Annotated in this window: 27 protein-coding genes; 4 read left to right on the top strand and 23 right to left on the bottom strand. The window is 30.6% G+C overall.

Annotated elements, in window-relative coordinates; all coding sequences use genetic code 11:
• Positions 1 to 165 precede the first annotated feature (165 nt).
• Complete coding sequence (locus ITB9_RS02315) at positions 166 to 897, top strand: NUDIX domain-containing protein (protein ID WP_054850962.1); 732 nt, start codon at positions 166 to 168, stop codon at positions 895 to 897.
• Positions 898 to 961: 64 nt separating this feature from the next.
• Here the strand turns inward: ITB9_RS02315 and ITB9_RS02310 are convergent, their stop codons facing one another.
• Together ITB9_RS02310 and ITB9_RS02305 are read right to left on the bottom strand one after the other, a co-directional pair.
• A complete protein-coding gene (locus ITB9_RS02310; RefSeq protein WP_028289773.1) occupies positions 962 to 1417 on the bottom strand; it encodes a cold-shock protein in 456 nt (151 codons plus the stop codon).
• 185 nt (positions 1418 to 1602) lie between these two features.
• Positions 1603 to 2544: an EamA family transporter gene (locus tag ITB9_RS02305; protein WP_054850961.1), complete on the bottom strand. Its 942-nt coding sequence runs from the start codon at positions 2542 to 2544 to the stop codon at positions 1603 to 1605.
• A gap of 92 nt (positions 2545 to 2636) precedes the next feature.
• Between ITB9_RS02305 and ITB9_RS02300 the strand changes: the two genes are divergently transcribed.
• Positions 2637 to 2912, top strand: coding sequence for a DUF3817 domain-containing protein (locus ITB9_RS02300; RefSeq protein ID WP_028289775.1), 276 nt, complete (start codon positions 2637 to 2639; stop codon positions 2910 to 2912).
• 2 nt (positions 2913 to 2914) lie between these two features.
• On the opposite strand, the gene ITB9_RS02295 is transcribed toward ITB9_RS02300, so the two are convergent.
• A complete protein-coding gene (locus ITB9_RS02295; protein ID WP_028289776.1) occupies positions 2915 to 3304 on the bottom strand; it encodes an acyl-CoA thioesterase in 390 nt (129 codons plus the stop codon).
• 118 nt (positions 3305 to 3422) lie between these two features.
• On the opposite strand from ITB9_RS02295, the gene ITB9_RS02290 reads away from it, so the two are divergent.
• Positions 3423 to 3839: a hypothetical protein gene (locus ITB9_RS02290; RefSeq protein ID WP_054850960.1), complete on the top strand. Its 417-nt coding sequence runs from the start codon at positions 3423 to 3425 to the stop codon at positions 3837 to 3839.
• Between the two features lie 30 nt (positions 3840 to 3869).
• Here the strand turns inward: ITB9_RS02290 and ITB9_RS02285 are convergent, their stop codons facing one another.
• The 8 genes from ITB9_RS02285 to ITB9_RS15770 form a co-directional block, all read right to left on the bottom strand.
• On the bottom strand, positions 3870 to 4541 hold the full coding sequence (locus ITB9_RS02285) for a DUF2461 domain-containing protein (protein ID WP_054850959.1): 672 nt from the start codon (positions 4539 to 4541) through the stop codon (positions 3870 to 3872).
• Between the two features lie 119 nt (positions 4542 to 4660).
• Positions 4661 to 4801 carry a hypothetical protein gene (locus tag ITB9_RS15535; RefSeq protein ID WP_187294244.1) on the bottom strand — a complete coding sequence of 47 codons (141 nt, stop codon included), beginning with the start codon at positions 4799 to 4801 and terminating at the stop codon, positions 4661 to 4663.
• A 52-nt stretch (positions 4802 to 4853) separates the two neighbouring features.
• Complete coding sequence (locus ITB9_RS02280; RefSeq protein WP_054850958.1) at positions 4854 to 5063, bottom strand: hypothetical protein; 210 nt, start codon at positions 5061 to 5063, stop codon at positions 4854 to 4856.
• Between the two features lie 96 nt (positions 5064 to 5159).
• Positions 5160 to 5321: a DUF1328 domain-containing protein gene (locus ITB9_RS15270; RefSeq protein ID WP_028289780.1), complete on the bottom strand. Its 162-nt coding sequence runs from the start codon at positions 5319 to 5321 to the stop codon at positions 5160 to 5162.
• Positions 5322 to 5372: 51 nt separating this feature from the next.
• Positions 5373 to 6278, bottom strand: coding sequence for a mechanosensitive ion channel family protein (locus ITB9_RS02275; protein ID WP_028607428.1), 906 nt, complete (start codon positions 6276 to 6278; stop codon positions 5373 to 5375).
• 44 nt (positions 6279 to 6322) lie between these two features.
• On the bottom strand, positions 6323 to 6826 hold the full coding sequence (locus tag ITB9_RS02270; protein ID WP_028289782.1) for a Dps family protein: 504 nt from the start codon (positions 6824 to 6826) through the stop codon (positions 6323 to 6325).
• 177 nt (positions 6827 to 7003) lie between these two features.
• Entirely contained in the window at positions 7004 to 7687 is a 684-nt protein-coding gene (locus tag ITB9_RS02265) for a tRNA pseudouridine(38-40) synthase TruA (protein WP_261975538.1), read from the bottom strand.
• Complete coding sequence (locus ITB9_RS15770; RefSeq protein ID WP_261975537.1) at positions 7680 to 7823, bottom strand: hypothetical protein; 144 nt, start codon at positions 7821 to 7823, stop codon at positions 7680 to 7682. The genes ITB9_RS02265 and ITB9_RS15770 overlap by 8 nt, the downstream gene beginning before the upstream one ends.
• Positions 7824 to 7875: 52 nt before the next feature.
• On the opposite strand from ITB9_RS15770, the gene ITB9_RS02260 reads away from it, so the two are divergent.
• The gene (locus ITB9_RS02260) at positions 7876 to 8292 is read left to right on the top strand and encodes a hypothetical protein (protein ID WP_028607429.1); all 417 of its coding nucleotides are present in this window, start codon (positions 7876 to 7878) and stop codon (positions 8290 to 8292) included.
• Between the two features lie 70 nt (positions 8293 to 8362).
• On the opposite strand, the gene ITB9_RS02255 is transcribed toward ITB9_RS02260, so the two are convergent.
• The 12 genes from ITB9_RS02255 to fabG all read right to left on the bottom strand — a co-directional run bounded on the left by ITB9_RS02255 (position 8363) and on the right by fabG (position 21196).
• A complete protein-coding gene (locus ITB9_RS02255; RefSeq protein WP_082396004.1) occupies positions 8363 to 9778 on the bottom strand; it encodes a right-handed parallel beta-helix repeat-containing protein in 1416 nt (471 codons plus the stop codon).
• Positions 9779 to 9821: 43 nt separating this feature from the next.
• Positions 9822 to 10424: a bifunctional phosphoribosyl-AMP cyclohydrolase/phosphoribosyl-ATP diphosphatase HisIE gene (gene hisIE, locus ITB9_RS02250; RefSeq protein ID WP_054850956.1), complete on the bottom strand. Its 603-nt coding sequence runs from the start codon at positions 10422 to 10424 to the stop codon at positions 9822 to 9824.
• Between the two features lie 118 nt (positions 10425 to 10542).
• A complete protein-coding gene (gene hisF / locus ITB9_RS02245; protein WP_054850955.1) occupies positions 10543 to 11298 on the bottom strand; it encodes an imidazole glycerol phosphate synthase subunit HisF in 756 nt (251 codons plus the stop codon).
• A 90-nt stretch (positions 11299 to 11388) separates the two neighbouring features.
• Positions 11389 to 12123: a 1-(5-phosphoribosyl)-5-[(5-phosphoribosylamino)methylideneamino]imidazole-4-carboxamide isomerase gene (gene hisA, locus ITB9_RS02240; protein ID WP_054850954.1), complete on the bottom strand. Its 735-nt coding sequence runs from the start codon at positions 12121 to 12123 to the stop codon at positions 11389 to 11391.
• A gap of 1 nt (position 12124) precedes the next feature.
• Complete coding sequence (gene hisH / locus ITB9_RS02235; protein ID WP_054850953.1) at positions 12125 to 12706, bottom strand: imidazole glycerol phosphate synthase subunit HisH; 582 nt, start codon at positions 12704 to 12706, stop codon at positions 12125 to 12127.
• Entirely contained in the window at positions 12706 to 13845 is a 1140-nt protein-coding gene (gene hisB / locus ITB9_RS02230; RefSeq protein ID WP_054850952.1) for a bifunctional histidinol-phosphatase/imidazoleglycerol-phosphate dehydratase HisB, read from the bottom strand. The genes hisH and hisB overlap by 1 nt, the downstream gene beginning before the upstream one ends.
• A 44-nt stretch (positions 13846 to 13889) precedes the next feature.
• Positions 13890 to 14924, bottom strand: coding sequence for a histidinol-phosphate transaminase (gene hisC, locus ITB9_RS02225; RefSeq protein ID WP_054850951.1), 1035 nt, complete (start codon positions 14922 to 14924; stop codon positions 13890 to 13892).
• Positions 14925 to 15167: 243 nt separating this feature from the next.
• Entirely contained in the window at positions 15168 to 16451 is a 1284-nt protein-coding gene (gene hisD, locus ITB9_RS02220) for a histidinol dehydrogenase (RefSeq protein WP_054850950.1), read from the bottom strand.
• The gene (hisG, locus tag ITB9_RS02215; protein ID WP_054850949.1) at positions 16452 to 17309 is read right to left on the bottom strand and encodes an ATP phosphoribosyltransferase; all 858 of its coding nucleotides are present in this window, start codon (positions 17307 to 17309) and stop codon (positions 16452 to 16454) included.
• Positions 17310 to 17580: 271 nt separating this feature from the next.
• Complete coding sequence (locus ITB9_RS02210) at positions 17581 to 18393, bottom strand: prohibitin family protein (protein WP_028289794.1); 813 nt, start codon at positions 18391 to 18393, stop codon at positions 17581 to 17583.
• 14 nt (positions 18394 to 18407) lie between these two features.
• Complete coding sequence (locus ITB9_RS02205) at positions 18408 to 20441, bottom strand: hypothetical protein (protein WP_054850948.1); 2034 nt, start codon at positions 20439 to 20441, stop codon at positions 18408 to 18410.
• A gap of 8 nt (positions 20442 to 20449) precedes the next feature.
• Positions 20450 to 21196: a 3-oxoacyl-[acyl-carrier-protein] reductase gene (gene fabG / locus ITB9_RS02200; RefSeq protein ID WP_028289796.1), complete on the bottom strand. Its 747-nt coding sequence runs from the start codon at positions 21194 to 21196 to the stop codon at positions 20450 to 20452.
• Between the last annotated feature and the right edge of the window lie 22 nt (positions 21197 to 21218).

Genomic DNA, 21218 nt, shown 5'->3' with positions numbered 1-21218 from the left:
AAAAAAAGTATGTTAAATTAACATTTATGTGTGCTATATTGACTTTATGGTGTCTATTATTCAAATAAAAAGTGTTATTATTGCTAATGTGAATTTGACGTTTAATTAAAGTTAATACAAGTTTTTTAGATTAATTTTTCGTTATTTATTGAAGCTGAGATAATTATGAAGCCTGAAAAAATATTAAACATATCCGTAGATTGCGTTGTATTTGGATATGATACAACTACTAAATCTTTAAACGTTTTAATGATAAAGCGTTACCTAAAAGATAAACAAAAAATTTTAGTTAATGACTATGTATTGACTGGTTATCATGTATATACGCATGAAAAACTGGATGATACAGCCACTAGAGTCTTGAAGGAATTGACTGGGTTAACAGATCAGTATAAAAAACAATTTAAGGTATTTGGAGACCCTAACCGTTTGTCAAATGAAAAAGATTTAATTTGGATTAAAAATGAAGAGTTTAATTTAAGAACCATTACCGTTGCCTATTATTTTTTACTAAAAACTGAAGATGTAGATTTAAGCAAGAACACTAATGATGCGGAATGGTTTCCGGTGAATGAGTTACCTGAAGTTGGATTTGATCATGAAAAAATTATCATGGAAGCATATGATGATTTAAAAGAAAAATGTCTGTCAGAGCCTATTATATTTGAGCTTTTACCTGATAAATTTACTATTAATGAAGTTCAAGATTTATACCAATCTATATTAGGTATTGAAATTGACAACAGAAATTTTAGACGTAAACTAATAAATAAAAAATATATTATTGCTTTAGACGAAAAACAAGTAGGTGTATCCAAAAAACCTGCGCAATTATATATGTTTAGTAAGGATATTTATGATAAAGTTTTTCAGAAAAACTATTTAATAACTATTTAAAAATAAAAAACCCATTAAGATTAACTCTTAATGGGTTTTTATATGTGTTAAATCTAGCTAATTATTAGATTTTTTTCACTTTTACAGCATTCATACCTTTCATACCTTTTTCAAGTTCAAAAGATACTTTGTCATTTTCAGCAATTTGGTCTATTAAACCACTGACGTGACAAAAATACTTTTCGTTATTTTCTGTGTCAATAATAAATCCAAAACCTTTAGAGGTATCAAAAAATGATACTTTACCTTTTCTTACTGGATCTTCTTCTTCTCCTTCAACTTTTTTAGGAACTCCTAAAACAATTTCTTCTGCATCAATCTTTTCTCTCATCTCTGGATCTGGTGGAGTATCTACCAAATTACCATTAAAGTCTACATATGCAAACTGGATACCATCAGAACCTCCATTAGCCTCTTTTTCGGCTTTACGAGCTTCCATCTTCTTACGCTTATCTTCTCTTTTCTTTAAGCGTTTTTTTTCTTTTTCACTTTTATTAAATGTTTGTTGCGATTTTGCCATTAGCGTTTTTAAATGTGTGTATTAAAATGAATTCATAAAAAGCAGAAAGTAATAAAAAGCTATGTTCTGCTTAACAATTTTAACGTCGTAGAAAGCGACTGTTACAAATGGTTTACCTGCTTTTATGAGTTACAAAGATACTAACTTTTTAATTAATTGTATGTTAAGTCTTTAAGCTATTTAGACTATTTTTTTAAATTTTGTAGCTTTTTACGTTTAAATCTAGAGAAAATAATGATTTTTTTCTTCGAATTTATAAAATATACTCCTGTTAATAAAACAACAGCTGCAACAATAGACTGCTTTGTAATCTGCTCATCCAAAACATACCATCCCAAAAATAAAGCAATTACTGGATTAACATAAGCAGAAGTAGACACCTTTTCTGTAGAGACTTCTTTTAATAAATAATTAAATGCTGTAAAAGCAACAATACCACCAAAAACAATTAATAACAGCATGGCGCCTTGTGCATTTATACTCCATTTTAAAGGTGACGTCCAAACTTCTTTAACTGTTAGGCTAAAAATGACTAAAAACAAACTAGCAAAAACCATTTGATAACCAGTAGCTACAAAAAAGTTTTTTGGCAAATCTGCTTTAGACACAAAAATGCTACCATAACTCCAGCTTAAAACACAAGTAAAAATAACGACTATACCAATGATACCGTTTTGGTCTAATTGCAATGTATCTTGACTAACCAATAAATACATACCTATAACACCCAAAACAACACCAATAATAGATTTTGTTTGAATTTTAGAGCCTTGTAAAATACGCATTAAAAAAATAACGAATAACGGTTGTGTTGCTGCAATAAGTGCTGCAAAACCGCTATCTACATATTTTAAAGCCCATACAAAAACACCGTTACCATACACTAAAAATAAAAATCCAGCTAAAGCCGAATTTTTTAATTGTATTGTACTTGCTTTAAGAGATATTTTTAAAATTTTAGCAATACCAAAAATTAAAATCCCTGCGCAAAAAAACCTAATGGATGCTAAATATAATGGTGAAACCTCTGACACCACAACCTTATTAAGTAAATATGTTGATCCCCAAATACAGTAAATAGAGAAAAATGCCAGTATAATTAGTATAGATTTTCTTGTACTATCCATAACGTTAATTTTAAACGAATTTAGTGATAAATCACTTGATAAAACCTAAAAAAAGAAAACTATAAATTATCTTTACAAAAAAGATAATTATTATGCTAAATACATTTAGAATTGTAGCTTTATTAGAAGGTTTATCATATCTATTTTTAATGGCTGCTGCTATATACAAACGATTACCTGGAGGAGATGACTATTACGTCAGACTACTTGGTATGCCTCATGGATTACTGTTTGTAGCCTACATTGCATTAGCCTTTTTAATCAAGCCAGAACAAAAATGGTCTAATAAAGTATTTGGGATAGTATTATTAGCTTCTATCCTACCGTTTGGGACGTTTTATGTAGATAAGAAATATCTAAAATCTTAATACTAATTATTTAGACGGTCTTTAACAAACTCTATTTTAGTTTTTCCGTGTGGCTTAGGATTACCATCTTGGTCTAAATTTACCATAATAATATTTTCTACAGTAATAATAGTTTCGCGTGTACGCATGTTTCGTACTTCACAATTTAAAGTGATGGAGCTACGTCCAAATTTTTGTACTTCCATACCAATTTCGACAATATCACCTTCTACAGCTTTAGCCATGAAGTTAATTTCGCTCATATATTTTGTAACCACTTTGTTGTTTTCTAGTTGTATGATGGTGTATAAAGCAGCTTCTTCATCTATCCATGCTAATAACTGACCTCCAAACAGTGTTCCGTTTGGATTTAAATCTTCGGGTTTAACCCATTTTCTTGTGTGAAATCTCATATTAAATCTTTACCTCAAAGATAAATAATCTTAATTGTTAACAACACAGTTAAAAACTATATTTATTGATACGACTATTAGTCTTTATTATCGATATTTTTATTAAAACTTAATAATTATGACTACAAGAGACACACAACTATTAGCCATTAGACCAATTATTAAAAGTATAACTATTAGTCCAAATATGAGTGATGATGAGCGTTTCCAAAACACCACATTACGTCCAATTATCAAGCTTCAAAACGATTTGTTTATAGCTGTTTTTAGAAATTACATCGCTAAACACAAAAATGTATTTTACCAGTTAACTATTGAAAAACGAATGACTTACATTGAAAACGCTATACATAAAGACATCAAGTTTAGAAACAGTTTAAAAGGAATGGTTATTGGGCAATTTACCATAGCTGAATATCAAAAATATATACTAAACTCCTCCGCTTTAAATAAGCGAATGATGAATATTGTTAAACAACGTTTACAGAGTAATATTCAACTATTTGAAAAACCAAAAACTTTAAAGGCTGTTTAGCCTGAACAAATACACTATAACTGATGTTGTTTAATCTTTAATTATAGATTCACCATTTAAGTCTGTAGTTAAAACATCACTCATATAATCAAAAAATGGTCTGATGGTTTTAAAATCATCACTAACTTGTTTTGCAAAATCTGGTGCAGTAATATCTGTATCAGTATATTGCTTAGTAAAAATGAATTGTTTTTTTCTTATTAAATCAATAGCTGGATGATTTTTATCAAAATCTCTTGGAGCTGTTTTTAACTCTTCACCTTGTAAATTTCCCCAAACCTGCTGTAAAGACTTTTCATTAATAATATCTCTAACCTCTTGATCGTCCATTTCAAATTCTTTTCTAATACGCAGTAAATCGTCTTTTTCTGGATTCCAAAATCCGACAGCAATAAAATTATTACCTGGTTCTATCTGCATATAATATCCACCTCGTAATCTAGGTTTGACACGATGGAAAGCTGCGCCAAAATTATTTTTGTATGGTAATTTATTTTTAGAAAATCTTACATCTCTGTAAATTCTGAATATTTTAAGTTTTTCAAATTCGTCGTGGGATTGCAAATTAGTATACACTTCATTAAACAATATTTTAACTGCTTTTAAAGCTTTATCATATTCTGTCTTTTGATCTGCAAACCAATCACGATTATTATTAGATTTTAATTTATTAAGAAAATTTAAAGCTGTTTTAATGCTCATAACCTGTTTGTTTATTTGTAAAAATACAAAAGCCTCAAATAAACTGAGGCTTTTGTTACTATTAATCTAACATATAATTTATATGTGATAATTATTTTTTCTTTTCACAGCAATGTGATTTAATCTACTGCATCTTCAACGTCATCTGCTACATCTTCTACAGCGTCTTCTACTTTTTCTCCTGTTGTTTCTTCTCTACAACTTGTTAATACTACAGATAAAGAGAATAATAAAATAAAGGTATATGCTAATTTTTTCATGGCTTGTGTTTTTGTGTGGTTAATATTTTGGTTGATTTTTTAATTGAAGGTATTAATCTTCAATGTCATCTACAGTGTCATCAATGTTGTCTTCAACATCGTCCATAGCTTCTTCAACTTCGTCTGAAGCATCTTCTAGTCCATCTTCAACATCATCAATAGCCTTTTCGACTGTTTCTTCAGTTGATTTTTCTTCTCTACATCCTGTAACCACTAGTGACAGTGAAAATAGAATTAGAAAAGTATATAATAACTTTTTCATTGTTTTTGGTTTAAGGGTTAATAAAAGCTAATCAGTCGACTTATTTTTACTTCTAAACTATATATAATGACTGATTAGTTTTTTATTTAATTGTATTTATGATTTTACTGCTCCTTTAATTAATGATAGTACAAACAGTACTATAAAAATGAAGAATAAAATTTTAGCAATTCCTGCAGACGCTCCTGCAATTCCGCCAAATCCTAAGACTCCTGCGATTAGTGCTATAATAATAAATGTGATTGTCCAACGTAACATAATTTTTTTGGTTTTAAATGATTAATATTAGTAACTAAAAGTACTTTACTATTAGTTATTTGAGAATGAATTCTCGACTTCCTGAGGTGCATCAAAAGATAATTTGTTATCAAATTGAAGCGTCCTAATAGGAAAAGGTATGTTTATATTTTCTTTGTCATAAGCTTTTTTGATTTCGATTATAGCTTTACTTTTAGATCGCATTTTTTCAAGTGCATTTTCTGCATCAATCCAAAATCTACATAAGTAATTAATCGAGCTTCCACCATACTCGGTAAAGTAAAACTCTACGTCATCGGGTGAATCTATTTGATCAAATGTGTTGCAAATAGTTTGTTTTGTTAATTGTTCTACATGGTCTAAATCTGACTCATATCCTACTCCACACTCCAAGAAAACTCTCATTTTAGTAGTTAATGTGTAATTTTTTAATGGATTTTCTAAAATCATCTTATTTGGTATAACAACCATGTTATTATCAGCTTCCTTTATGGTAAAATCTTTTAAGTTAATATCTATAACTTCTCCAGAAAACCCATTGGTTTCTACCCAATGTCCAATTTGAATCTTTTTTCTGAAGGATAGCACAATACCAGCAAAAGTGTTAGATAAAGTCCCTTGTAAGGCTAAACCAATTGCTAAACCTGCAACACCTGCACCAGCTAATAAAGAGGTTAATGTTTTACTTAAGTTTAAAATCCCTAAAGCTAAAAACAATCCTGCAAGCACTACAACTACAGAGGACAAACGTCCAATCATGTTAGTTATAGAATTTTGATGTACACGTTTTGATACTAATTTTGTAACGTATTTATTAACGTATTTTGCAATAAAATAAGAAACAAATAAGACTACAATTGCAAGTAATAAATTTGGTATGTTAGATATTATGGCGTTTAACCATCCTTCTAATTTGCCTATTAACAAATTATAGGCTTCTGATAATTGATTTTTCATAGTAATTGGTATTATTAGTTAATATTTAAGTAAAACTTAAAGTATTAGCTATTTGTTACCACTTTTTTAAGTTGATCAGAGGTGGTTTTTGACCAAGCATTTAACATCCAACTAGATTTTTCTAATTCTCTGATATAAGCTCCTATTAAGTCAATTGTACCTTCGTCTCCAGCATCTTCAGACTTACTTAAAACTTGTGTCATTTGAGATAACATTGTTTTGTGGTCATTTAACAACTCATCTATCATTTCTTGATCCGTAATCATACTTGATGCTTCAGATAAAGATGATAATTTTAAATAGTCGCTAAATTTACTAACTGGATGATGTCTTAAGGTTAAAATACGTTCTGCTATTTCATCAACTTTTACTTTAGCTTCATTGTACATGTTTTCAAACTTTTCGTGTAGGTCAAAAAAGTTTTTACCTAACACGTTCCAGTGAAAGCTTCTTAGTTTTTGATAATATATATTGTAATCTGCTAATAAGGTATTTAACTCTATAACTACAGGTAATAGTTTTTCATCTTGCATATTCAAATAATTCATGTGTTCTGTTTTTTTAGGTTGTTAATTATCTCTGGTACAAAGATGCAACACGAATACAGTTTACATGTTATATGATTTTTTTAGAATGTTATAGAATTACAACAAATAGGTATAAAACAGGGTGTTTTCTTAATAAATTAGTGTTAAAATGAAGAAAAATGACTAGTTTTTGAACTTTTACTCAAATTGAATACTGTTTAAAATCAGTCCAGAAGCTGGTGCAACGTAATACACATCTCCTGTAAAATCTGGTTTTAAGCTAGCTTCAATATCTTGTAAAGTACGTTTACCTTGTCCTAAATGTATTAAAGCTCCCATCATTAATCGTATTTGGTTTCGCATAAAACCTTTTCCTTTTACACGTAATATGTAGCTTTTCTCAGGAAAAAAGCTAGCAGTATAAATGGTATTATCTACAATTTCGCATTTTAAGATGGTACGATTATAAATACCATTATCTGTTGGTTTGTAACAATATTTTTTTAAATAATGCTCACCTTCAAACAGTTTAGCTCCTTCTTTCATTAAGTCTATATCTAAAGGATCTAGTATAGTTGTTAAAATTGGAGCACAAAATGGATGAAACTTATCTCCAAAAGCAAACATATAAAGATATTCTTTTACTTTAGAGTGTTGTATAATATTAAACTTACTATCTACCTCACGTATTTGCAAGGCTCTGATATCTTGTGGTAAGTTGGTATTAAACAGTGCTAAAAATGCTTCAGCATCCTCAATAGGTTCTTCTAAAAAAAGTTCAAAAGCTGCACTTTCTGCACTAACCATAGCATCTGTACGACCAGAAGTTAACGTTTTAAATTTCTTTTTTTCTAAAATGAAGTTTAATGTCCTATCAATCATTAAATGCAACGTCTTTAAGTTTGGTTGTTTTTGCCAACCATGGAACCTGTATCCTAAATACTGTACGCTTATCACGTAAAAAAACTTTTTCTGCATATCTAATTTTGAATGCCGAAAATACTGCTTTACGCCACATATCGCAAAAATTTTATACCTTGAAACACTTTAACTAACTAAAAACTTAAATTATGACTAACGTAACCACTCAAAAACCACCAATGTGGTTTTTAGTTATTAGCATTATTGCTTTAATATGGAATGCACTAGGTGTTATGGCTTACCTAGGACAAACTTTAATGACAGATGAGATGATTGCACAATTACCTAAAGCAGAACAAGACATGTATGCTAATTTACCTTCTTGGTACCTTGGTGCATTTGCTATAGCTGTTTTTGCTGGAACTATTGGAAGTTTAGCTCTTGTATTAAAAAAGAAATGGGCATTTAATGTATTATTAATATCATTAGTAGCAGCAATAATACAAATGTGTTATTTGGCTTTTGTAATAAAAATGACTAACGCTATGACACCAATGATAATTTTAGTTGGTATAGCCTTAGTTTGGTTATCAGATTATGCTACAAAAAAAGGATGGCTGTCTTAAAATTATAACTCACAAAAAAACATCAGCATTTAGCTGATGTTTTTTTTTATTCATAAATTAATTAAACTTTTTAATTAATCCAACATCCATCCCATGGAGTGTTTTCTTCTAAAGGTATATCAAATGGTTCTTGATTATAAGTATTACCAGAAGCACTACCGCTAACTTCTAAAAAACGATAAGCCCAACATTGACTTGGATGTTCAACTATATTATTTGTCAACGTAAGATTAGTCATCTCTTTAAATGCCAGGTGACCATTATCCATAAAGTTATTTGTTATTTCTAAATCAGCACCTCTATACATATACATACCACAGTTATTTAATGTATTATCGTATATGTAAGTGGTTGCAGGATTAGTTTTAGGACTATCGTTGGAATACATTATAATACCATTCCAGTTATTAACAGATACTGTACGCATGGTTATACTATTATTTCTAATAGTCCAATCTGCATTTTTCCAATAGACTATTGGTCCATCAATATACTGGCTATCTTCTCCTTGTAATAAAATATTATCTTCAAGTAAAACATTTTTCCCATCAGTATTTACAATGTCTCCACCTCTATTATTGTGAAAATAATTATTTCTAATTGTAATATTTTCATTTAATCGTCCAGCACCTTCTAAATCAATTCCAAATTGAGGAGCAATTCCATTTGTATGATGAATTTCATTGTTTTCTATCAAAACTTCAGCACTTCCAACAAGTGAAATACCTTGACGTCTATTATCTGAGAAGTTGTTTCTTCTAATATCAATATTTTTTAGTAATTGTTGATCTGCATCACTTGGACTACCAACCAATAATATTCCGTCACCATTAGCTTTACCTAAAGTTACATTTTCAACGGTAACATATTCACTTTCATCTTCAATACAAATTAAATGACCTTCATCATGAGCTACAGCACCATCACTAGTTCTTGGAGTATATTCATGATTATCTCTATCTCCAAGAATAGTTCCTCCAGAAATTACAACATGAGATTTACCACGAACAGCTATTGCACAGTAATTCCATTTATTATTTGGTGCCATTTCAATTATGGCATTTTGATCTAATAACAACGCCATATTGCTATCCAAAACTATTCCTGCTTGATAAATATCATTACCATATTTACCAATTAAATAATGTCCTGCAGGCAAACAAACTTCACCATAACCTTGTGAAATAGCCCAATCAATAGCTGCTTGAATATTATCTGTTGTTTTAACTGGTTCTGTCCTATTGTTTGGTATGTCCCAAGCTTGAAGGTCAATACAATAACGCTCATTAGAAATTTGATCGTAAGGCATAACGTCTATTGGTGTCATGACTCCATTAAACGGATTTGGATTGTCAGGATCTGTTGGACTTAAAGGTGTTACAACCGTAGCTGTTTGGTCATCATCTATATCATCAAAACAAGATGTTAAAGATAAAGCCAAACTTAAAGCTAGGAAGTAGTTTCTAAAATTGATTTGGTTGATCATTTTTCAGTTTAATTATTATACGTACAAAACCCGAAAAAAGACTTTATTTTTTTTCACGTCCTTTTAAAACACCAACTACATCTTTGATTTTAAAACCTTTAGCTTGTAATAACATTAAGTAATGGAACAATAAATCTGCGCTTTCGTTTAAAAACAAATCGTCGTTATCATCTTTTGCTTCAATAACCACTTCTACAGCTTCCTCTCCTACTTTTTGAGCCACCTTATTAATACCCTTTGCAAATAATGAAGCTACATAGGATGTAGAAGAATCTCCACTTTTTACACGACTTTCAATTGTGTTTTCTAATTTAGAAATGAATCCAAAATTTTCAGTATTTGCGTCGTTCCAGCAGGTATCGCTTCCTGTATGACATGTTGGCCCTTTTGGATTTACTTGAATTAATAACGTATCATTATCACAATCTAATTTAATATCAACCAGATTTAAAACGTTACCACTCTCTTCTCCTTTAGTCCATAAACGGTTTTTTGTTCTGCTAAAAAAGGTAACTAATTTAGTATCTTTTGTTTTATTAAACGCTTCTTCGTTCATGTAACCCAACATCAATACATTTTTTGTTGTTGCGTCTTGGATTACTGCTGGTACTAATCCGTCGTTATTTTTATTAAAATCTATGTTCATTTTTTTTGTTTTGTCTGGTCGAGCGCAGTCGAGACCTCTATATTTCAAATAACCTCTCGACTGCGCTCGAGAAGACATTAATTTTTATGAAATGCTGAAACGAATTCAACAAGACAATTTATAGTCGTACTGCTATATTATTATCTCTTAATTCTTCTTTTAAATCTTTTATTGCAATTTCACCAAAATGAAAAACACTTGCAGCCAATGCAGCATCTGATTTACCCATTTTAAAGGTATCCACAAAATGCTGAACCGTTCCTGCTCCACCTGAAGCTATTATAGGAATATTTAAAGTTTCAGACAACTTGGCTAAAGCTTCGTTTGCAAAACCTGCTTTGGTACCATCGTTATTCATAGATGTAAACAAAATCTCTCCTGCTCCTCTACTTTCAACCTCTTTTGCCCAATCGAATAAATTTAACTGAGTTGGGATACTTCCTCCTGCCAAATGCACTATCCATTCGCCATCAATTTGTTTGGCATCTATAGCTACAACAACACATTGGCTCCCAAATTTGTTTGCTAATTCGTTAACTAATTCTGGTCGTTTTACTGCTGAAGAATTAACAGACACTTTATCTGCTCCAGATTTTAAAAGCACATCTACATCTTCAACAGACGAAATACCTCCTCCAACTGTAAACGGTATATTAACGTGTTCTGCCACCTTTAAAACCATATCAATCATGGTTTTTCTACCTTCTAAAGTTGCCGAAATATCTAAAAACACAAGCTCATCTGCTCCTTTTACAGCATATTGCTTCGCTAATTCTACTGGATCTCCAGCATCACGTAGGTTTACAAAATTGACACCTTTAACGGTTCTCCCGTTTTTAATGTCTAGACATGGTATAATTCGTTTTGTAAGCATAATTTTATTTGTTAATGGATATAAAGAAGCAATCCGTAACTTAATTAAGAGATTGATTCATTTTATTGGCAATGACACTTTATTTTTAAATTATAAAAATCGTTCTAATTCTTTTAAAGAGATTCTGTTTTCATAAATCGCTTTACCAATAATTATACCTTCACAATTAATTTCTGAAAGCTTTTCTAGATCTTCAATAGTTGTTACTCCACCAGAAGCTATAAGTTTAATAGACTGACCAGAACTACCGTTTGTACACTCTTCAATAATATTTTTGTACAACTCAATTGATGGACCTTCTAGCATTCCGTCTTTTGAAATATCTGTACAAACTACATATTGAATGCCTTGTTTTTGATACTCTTTTATAAACGGAATGACATCTAAACTACTTTCTTCTAACCAACCACTAATGGCTATTTTTTCGTTTTTACAATCTGCTCCTAAAATGATTTTTTGAGAACCATATTTACTTATCCAACGCTCAAACGTATCTCTGTTTTTAACAGCAATACTACCTCCTGTTATTTGTTTTGCTCCAGAATTAAATGCTGTGATAATATCATTATCAGATTTTAAACCACCTCCAAAATCAATTTTTAAGTTTGTTTTAGATGCAACTTGCTCTAAAACTCTGTAGTTTACAACATGATCGGCTTTTGCACCATCTAAATCGACCATATGCAAATACTCTATTCCTGCGCCTTCAAACTGTTTTGCAACTTCTAGTGGATTTTCATTGTAAATTTTAGTGGTATTGTAATCACCTTTTGTTAAGCGTACACATTTACCGTCTATGATATCTATTGCTGGTATTATTCTCATGTTATAATTCTATAAAATTCTTTAAAATTTGTTCTCCCACTACTGATGATTTTTCTGGATGAAATTGTACACCATAAAAATTATCTTTTTGTAAAGCTGAAGCAAAATCTACACTATATGTAGTTGTGGCAATGCTTTCTTTACAAGCTTCTGCATAAAAACTATGTACAGAGTACATGAATGCCTCGTCTTTAATACCTTTAAACAGCTTAGATTTTAGATCGGTTATCGTATTCCATCCCATTTGTGGTACTTTAACGGTATTATTGAAACGCTTTACATCTACATTAAAAATACCTAAACCTTTGGTATTACCTTCTTCTGAAGATTTACACATCAATTGCATGCCTAAACAAATTCCTAAAACTGGTTGTTTTAAAGTTGGAATTAAAGTATCTAAACCGCTTTCTTTTAGCATTTGCATTGCAAAACTTGCCTCACCAACACCAGGAAAAATTACTTTGTCTGCTGCTTTAATCTTATCAGGATTATTTGATAAAATAGCATCGTAACCTAAGCGTTTAAAGGCAAATTGAATACTTTTTATATTACCTGCTCCGTAATTTATTATTACTAATTTCATTACAACATTCCTTTAGTTGATGGTAAAAACATTTTGTTAGCATCACGCTTTACAGCCATTTTCATTGCTTTTGCAAAGGCTTTAAAAATACCTTCTATTTTGTGGTGTTCGTTAGTGCCTTCTGCTTTAATGTTCAAGTTGCATTTTGCACCATCTGTAAACGATTTAAATAAGTGGAAAAACATTTCGGTTGGCATATCGCCTATTTTTTCGCGTTTAAAATCAGCTTCCCATTCTAACCAGTTTCTACCTCCAAAGTCAACAGCTACTTGCGCTAAACAATCGTCCATTGGCAAACAAAATCCGTAACGCTCAATCCCTAATTTATTACCTAAAGCTTTGTTGAATAATTCCCCTAAAGCAATCATGGTATCTTCAATCGTGTGGTGCTCATCAACTTCTAAGTCGCCATCAACTTTTATGGTTAAATCCATTGCGCCATGACGACCAATTTGGTCTAACATGTGGTCAAAAAATGACAAACCTGTATCAATATCATTTTTACCAGAACCATCTAAATTTAGCTTAATATAAATCTTAGTTTCGTTGGTATTACGCGTGATTTCTTCAACACGATCATTTAGTTTTAAAAACTCGTAAATAGTTTTCCAATCTGTGCTTGTTAATGCAATAGAATCTAAAATTTCTTGTTTAGAAGTTTCAATTTCATCTGCACCTAATTCTGGATCTTCAGATAAAAAGATACCTTTTGCTCCAAGGTTTTTAGCCAATTCCATATCTGTAATTCTATCGCCTAAAACAAAACTGTTTTCTAAATCGTATTCAGCTTTATCAAAATACTTTGTTAGTAAACCTGTTCTTGGCTTGCGTGTTTCGGCATTTTCATGCGGAAATGTTTTGTCTATACAAACTTCAGAAAACACAACACCTTCTTTTTCGAATGCTGAAATCACTTTGTTTTGCGCTGGCCAAAAGGTGTCTTCTGGAAAAGAATCTGTCCCTAAACCATCTTGATTTGTTACCATAACTAGCTCAAAATCTAACTCTGAAGCTATTTTAGCCATGTATTGAAACACTTTTGGATAGAACTCTAATTTCTCTAAACTATCTAATTGATAATCTACAGGTGGTTCTAAAACTAAGGTTCCGTCTCTGTCTATGAATAGTACTTTTTTCATGATTATATGTTCTTGTGAGATTCTGAAACAAGTTCAGAATGACGTTATATATTTTTTAAAGCTTCAATTAATTTTTGGTTTTCAACAGCAGTTCCAATAGTAATTCGAATACAATTTTCGACCTGAGTATTTCTATTTCTAATAATTACTTTTTTATCTATTAAATATTGATAGGTATTATCTGCATCATCAACTTCAACTAATAAAAAGTTAGCTTCTGTAGGATATATTTTTTTTACGATAGGTAATTGACTTAAAGCGTCTTTTAACTTCGTTCTTTCTAAAAGAATATTGTCAATATTTTTAGTAACTTCAGCTTGATTATTTAAGCTATTTAAAACTGCTTCCTGATTTAAAGTGCTTACATTATAAGGAGGCTTTACACGATTATAAAGCGTAATAATTGCTTCGCTAGCATAGGCAACTCCTACTCTAACACCTGCTAATCCCCAAGCTTTACTAAAGGTTTGACTTACAATTAGATTGTTGTATTTATTTATGTTTTTAATGAATGATGCTTGAGAGCTAAAGTCGATATAAGCTTCATCTACAATCACAATACCATTAAAATTCTCTAAGATATATTCAATGTCATCAGTGTTAATTGTATTTCCTGTTGGATTATTTGGTGAGCAAATAAAGATAATTTTAACCTCTTCAAAATCTAAATACGGTTGTAATTGATTTAAGTTTATTTGAAAATCATTAATCAATGGTTGCTTAATCACCTCTATATTATTGATGTTTGCAGACACATCGTACATTCCGTAAGTTGGTGTAAAGGTTAAGACTTTGTCTTTTCCAGGTTCACAAAAAATACGAAAAGCTAAATCTATAACTTCATCGCTTCCGTTACCAATAAAAATCTGGTTAGATTCTACCGATTTAATAGCTGATAACTTTTGTTTAATTTCTGATTGTTGAGGATCAGGATAACGGTTTAATTCTCCAAACGGATTTTCGTTGGCATCTAAAAACACATCTGCTGTACCTTTAAACTCATCTCTTGCAGATGAATACGGTTTTAAAGCTTTAATATTTGCTCTAACTAGGTTGTTTATGTTGAATGTTGTATTCATTTTTATAATTACTGAATAAATTACAGTTCTCTATTATATTCATTTTGTGTGATACTGAAACGAGTTCAGTATGACGTAACGATAGTATTTAAACTTTACCTCTTAATTTAATTCCTTGCTACAAATCTTTCGTGACACTGAAATGAGTTCAGTATGGCGTTATGATAGTATTTAAAATTTACCTCTTATTTCTAATTATTAACTTTAAATCTTGCGTCACACTGAACTTGTTTCAGTGTCTCATTATTTTAAATCTTTTAATCTAATTGAAACTGCGTTTTTGTGTGCTTGTAATCCTTCGGCTTCAGCCATTAACTCTATAGTTTTACCTATATTTTGAATACCTTCTTTAGTAATTTTCTGAAACGTAATAGCTTTTGTAAAACTGTCTAAATTAACTCCTGAATACGCTTTACTAAATCCGTTTGTTGGTAAAGTATGATTGGTTCCTGAGGCATAATCTCCTGCACTTTCTGGTGTGTAATTACCTATAAATACTGAGCCTGCGTTTTCAATTCCGTTAACATAAAAGTCATCGTCTTTTGTACATACAATAAAGTGTTCTGGTCCATATTGATTAATTAAATCTAGAGCTATTGCATCCGTTTCAACTAAAATAGATTTAGAATTTTCAATCGCTTGTTTAGCAATATCCTGTCTAGGAAGTGCTTTAATTTGAACCTCTATTTCTTCCGCTACAGCGTTAATTAAATTTTGAGAGGTAGACACTAAAATGACTTGACTATCTGCGCCATGTTCTGCTTGAGACAACAAATCTGAAGCTACATAACTAGCCTTTGCAGTATCATCTGCAACGACTAATAACTCACTTGGACCTGCTGGCATATCGATTGCCACACCATATTTGGTTGCTAATTGTTTAGCGACAGTAACAAACTGATTTCCTGGACCAAAAATCTTATAAACTTGAGGAATAGATGCTGTTCCAAAAGTTAGTCCAGCAATGGCTTGAATGCCACCAACTTTAATAATTTTTGTAACTCCACATAATTGTGCTGTGTATAAAATTTCGTTAGCTATTTTTCCTTCTTTATTTGGAGGAGAACATAAAACAATCTCCTTACATCCTGCGATTTGTGCAGGAACAGCTAACATTAAAACTGTTGAAAATAAAGGTGCAGTACCAGCAGGAATGTAAATCCCAACTTTTTGAATAGCTCTTTTCTCTTGCCAGCAGTTAACACCTTTTGCAGTTTGCACACTAACTTTTTCTGTTTTTTGTGCTTTATGAAAGTTTTCTATGTTTGTTTTTGCTTGCTGTATGGCTTGCTTTAATTCGGTAGAAATTTTAGCACTTGCTACTTTTACTTCTTCAGTAGTTACAGTGTTTGATGCTAATTCTGCTCCATCAAATAATTGTGTGTATTTCGCTACTGCTTGGTCACCATTACGTTGTACATCATCAAAAATTTGAGTTACCGTAGTTTCAATATCATTAACGGTTTGCGTTGGTCGTTTTAAAATGTCTGACCATGTCGATGGGTTTGGATTGCTAATAGTTTTCATTTATATCACCATATTTTCGATTGGACAAACAAGGATACCTTCTGCACCATTTTCTTTTAACTCGTCAATAATTTCCCAGAAATCATTTTTGTTAATTACAGAGTGGATTGAACTCCAACCCTCTTTAGCAAGAGGTAAAACCGTTGGACTTTTCATACCTGGAAGAATGCTTATAATATCGTCTACCTTATTATTTGGTGCGTTTAGCAATACATAACGTGATTGTCTAGCTTTTAAAACAGACTGTAATCTAAATTGTAATTTATTTAAAATGGCTTGGTTGTCTTGAGAAATTTTAGGAGATACAGCCAATACTGCTTCCGATTTTAAAATAACTTCTGCTTCCTTTAAACCGTTTTTAAATAATGTGCTTCCGCTTGACACAATATCTACAATTGCATCTGCTAAGCCAATATTTGGTGCAATTTCAACAGAACCATTAATTATGTGCAAGTTTGCTTTAATTCCGTTTTTATCTAAAAATTGATTTACTGTGTTTGGATAAGAGGTTGCTATACGCTTTCCTTCTAAATCTTTAATCGAATTGTAAGATGCACCTTTTGGTACAGCAACAGAAACTTTGCATGAAGAAAAACCTAATTTTTCGGCAATTTTAATATCGTTTCCTTTTTCTATTAAAACATTTTCTCCAATAATAGCAACATCTACCACTCCATCTTTAAGATATTGAGGAATATCTCCATTACGTAGGTAAAAAATTTCTAGTGGAAAGTTTTTAGCTGAAGCTTTTAGTTGGTCTTTACCATTGTCTATTGAAATACCAACAGCTTTAAGGATTTTCATTGAATCCTCGTTTAATCTTCCTGACTTTTGAACTGCAATTTTTAATTTACTCATTTTAGTTTCTTTTTTATTTTTTATTTTTTTTTGAAAATTTGAGTAAATCTTAAAACGACGTTTTTAAAAACAAAAAAACCGCTTGATTTACTCAAACGGTTTTAAAAATATTTTGGATTTATTCAATACATTTCTATCTGGCTTGAGTGCTAGTATGGAAATGATGATGATGTGATTGAATAAAATTCATGTTTCTTTTTTTTGTCTTAACAAAGATTGTAAAAATAATATTACAAATCCAAATTTAAGTACATTAAATTAATGTTAAGCCTTATTGGTTACCTAAAATAATTGGCATACCAGAATCTCCAGAACCAATAACTATAACTTTACTGTTGTTTGATTCTGAAAGCTTTACAGTAGCTTCAATACCTTTATCTTGTAATATTTTATCTGTTAAAGATGCACTTAAAATTTTATTTGCATCTGCTTTACCTTGTGCTTCAATTATTACTTTTTCTGCCTCTTTAGCTGCTGTAACTAACCTAAACTCATATTCTAAAGATTCTTGTTCTTGTTTTAATTTACGCTCAATAGCATCTTTAATTGTTGGTGGTAATGTTACATCTCTAATTAAAATATTGTTTAATTGAATGTACTGAGATTCGACTATTTTTTTAGTTTCTTCAAAAATTTCATCTTGAATAGCATCACGCTTACTAGAATATAATTGCTCTGGTGTATAACGACCTACAACACTTCTAGCTGCACTACGTATAGCTGGCTGTAATACACGACTAACGTACTCTCTACCTTTTTCTTTATGTAATTTACTTAAGTTTTTGTAATCTGGCTGATATAATACAGACGCATCCAATTTGATATCTAGTCCGTTAGAAGACAATACCGACATTTTTTCTGGTAACTCTTGCTGTCTAACCTCATAATCAATAACACTATTCCAAGGTGCAACAAAATTAATACCTTCTCCTAAAGGCTCGCTATTAGGGTCAACACCTCCTCCTAATTGATATAAAACTCCTGCATGACCAGAGTCAATAGTTTTAACAGATTTGGTGATAATAATAATTCCGACTATAACCGCAAATAAAACAGGGAAAGCCACTTTTGGTAATTTATCCATTGTAATTTTTTAATTTAAATTAATCCTTTGTATTTTCTGATAAACCACTCTAATGCTAAGCTAAGCACGATAATAAAGAGTAAATAATACCAATCTATCAAAGGTACGACACTTTTATTACTTTTTTGAATGGGTTGGTAACGCTTGTCGTTTAATAAGTCATTAGCTAATGCTTTGTAATTATTTATAAAAAAAGCGTTTCCGTTACTATTAGTAGCAACTTGTTGTAGTTTTGTTACATCTGCATTTAAAAATTGTTGCTCGACGTTATATTCTATTATCTTAAAATTACCAGAGACTGAAATATTTTCTGAAGAAGATTTAACTGTAAAACTATAGCTTCCAGAAGCTAAACCATTTAAATTAACTTGGTAATTATTCTCTTTTAAAATTAAAGGTCTTGTTGTTGTTTCTAAAGATTGGTTATTTTTTACAACGATAGATAGTGATGTATTGTCATCAAACTCGTAATTTTTATTAAAAAACTGAGCACTAATTATAATATTATCGCTTCCATTATAAAACGAATTATAATCAATATTCAATCTGTTTTTTCGCTTGTTAGATGCTAAATACTGTACTAGTTTACCAATAAAATTATCAAATTTCAGAAAACTATCTTCGTTTAAATAACTTTGCGCTCTCCACTTCCAAAGATCTTCTCCAAATAATATAGCTTCTCTCCTACCATTAATTTCTAAAGTTGTTAATAATGGCTGTTTCGTTTGAATACCTGAAACGGTTTTATACAAAATTGTTTCAGACGGTAAATTAAAATCTGCTTCACCAAAAGTAGATTTTAGAGGCGGAAAATTATTAAAATCTAAATCTTCAATTATAAAAGCTGAATAATTAGTGTTTAAATTAGGTTGGTAATCTTCGGTTTGAGTCGTTGCTTCTAAATTATAATCTGTTTGAATTTCATTTAAAAATAACCAATCTGTTTTAGGTCCTGATATTACCCATTTATTTTTATTTTGTTTTTCTAATTCGGCAAACAAAGACTTAAATGAATTGTTTGGCTGATACAGTATAACTAATTGAAAATCATTTAATTGATTTAAAATTTTATTAGGATTTAAAAATACAACCTCACGCTGTTCATTACTTTCAACACTCTTCTTTAAAGCACCTAAATCAGGATGTAAAACAGTACTTACAATTGCAACTTTAGACTTTTGATCAATGACTTCTACTGCAAAATTTTTATAATTATTGGTTTTATTTTTTTCAGTTGATAACGGAATTACTTGTGCTTTGTAATCCTGTACTCCAACACTATTAGCTGATAAATTAAAGTTTAAAACCTCACTATTTTTTGATTTATCTAAGGTAATGACTTTAGAAAATACAGTAGTATTTCCTTTAGTAACCACAAATTTACTTGAAATAGCTTGATCTCCATTGTAGATTACTATAGCTTCTACAGGAAATTTATTTTTTAAATATGCATATTTATTAACGTTAAGCTTACTAATTTGCAAGTCTGAATACACAACGGTATCTCCTAAAATAATAGGATAAATAGGTTGATTGTATTTTTTAGCTGAAAATTGATAATCACTACCAATGGTTTGGTTTCCGTCGGACACAACAATTGTTGGTGCTGTACTATTTTTATATACTTGAGATAACTGCTTAAAAACCTTATCTAAGTTAGTTTGATTTTGATTAAATGATAAGCTATCATTAGAATTTAATGTGTTTCCGAATGAAAACAATTCAATATTAAACTTATTATTTAATTCTGCGTTATTTGATATAGAATTTACAAACTCTTGAGCTTTTACATCTTGTTTTAAGTGCTTTATAGACGATGAATTATCTACAGCAACTACCAAATTTGGTTTTACAATATCATATTTAACTTGCTCAAACTTTGGGTTAATCAGTAATAACAATACTGAAAACAAAGTAATAAAACGCAAAAAAGCAAAAAGCGCATTAGATGTTGATGCGCCTTTTGCTTTATATTTATATTGAAACAGAGCTAGTAAAAGTGCTACTACTCCTGCTAAAATGATATATAATACTGTTTCTGTTGACATTAAATAAATTACGTTAACATTCCTCCATCAACATTTAACGTCTGACCAGTAACATAAGCAGACATGTCTGATGCTAAAAACACACATACATTTGCGATGTCTTCTGGTGTACCACCACGTTTTAAAGGAATTGCATTACGCCATTCTTTAACTGTGTTTTCATCTAATTTTGCTGTCATTTCTGTTTCAATAAAACCTGGAGCAATCACGTTACTTCTAATATTTCTTGAACCTAACTCTAAAGCAACAGACTTAGAAAAACCAATGATACCAGCTTTTGATGCAGCATAATTAGTTTGTCCAGCATTACCCTTAACACCAACTACAGAACTCATGTTAATAATAGACCCTTTACGTTGTTTTAGCATTGTGCGTTGTACAGCTTTTGTCATGTTGAATACAGACTTAAGGTTAACTTCGATTACTTTATCAAAGTCCTCTTCACTAATACGCATTAACAAATTATCTTTAGTAATTCCTGCATTGTTTATTAATACATCAATACTACCAAATTCTGTAAGTACATCCTGAGCTAAAGTTTGAGCTTCGTCAAAACTAGCAGCATTACTTTTATATCCTTTTGCTTTAACACCTAAAGCTATTAATTCTTTTTCTAACTCATTTGCTGCGTCTACAGATGAGCTGTATGTAAATGCAACATTAGCACCTTGCTGAGCAAATACTTGAGCAATACCTTTACCAATACCTCTTGAAGCACCTGTAATTATTGCTGTTTTTCCTTCTAAAAGTTTCATTAAAATAATATTTGATTTGTTT

Origin of the sequence: Olleya sp. ITB9 (assembly GCF_001315805.1) — a bacterium.
Classification (GTDB): domain Bacteria; phylum Bacteroidota; class Bacteroidia; order Flavobacteriales; family Flavobacteriaceae; genus Olleya; species Olleya sediminilitoris.
The sequence above is the reverse complement of the archived record's forward strand: the minus strand, read 5'-3'. Positions and strand labels throughout refer to the sequence as shown.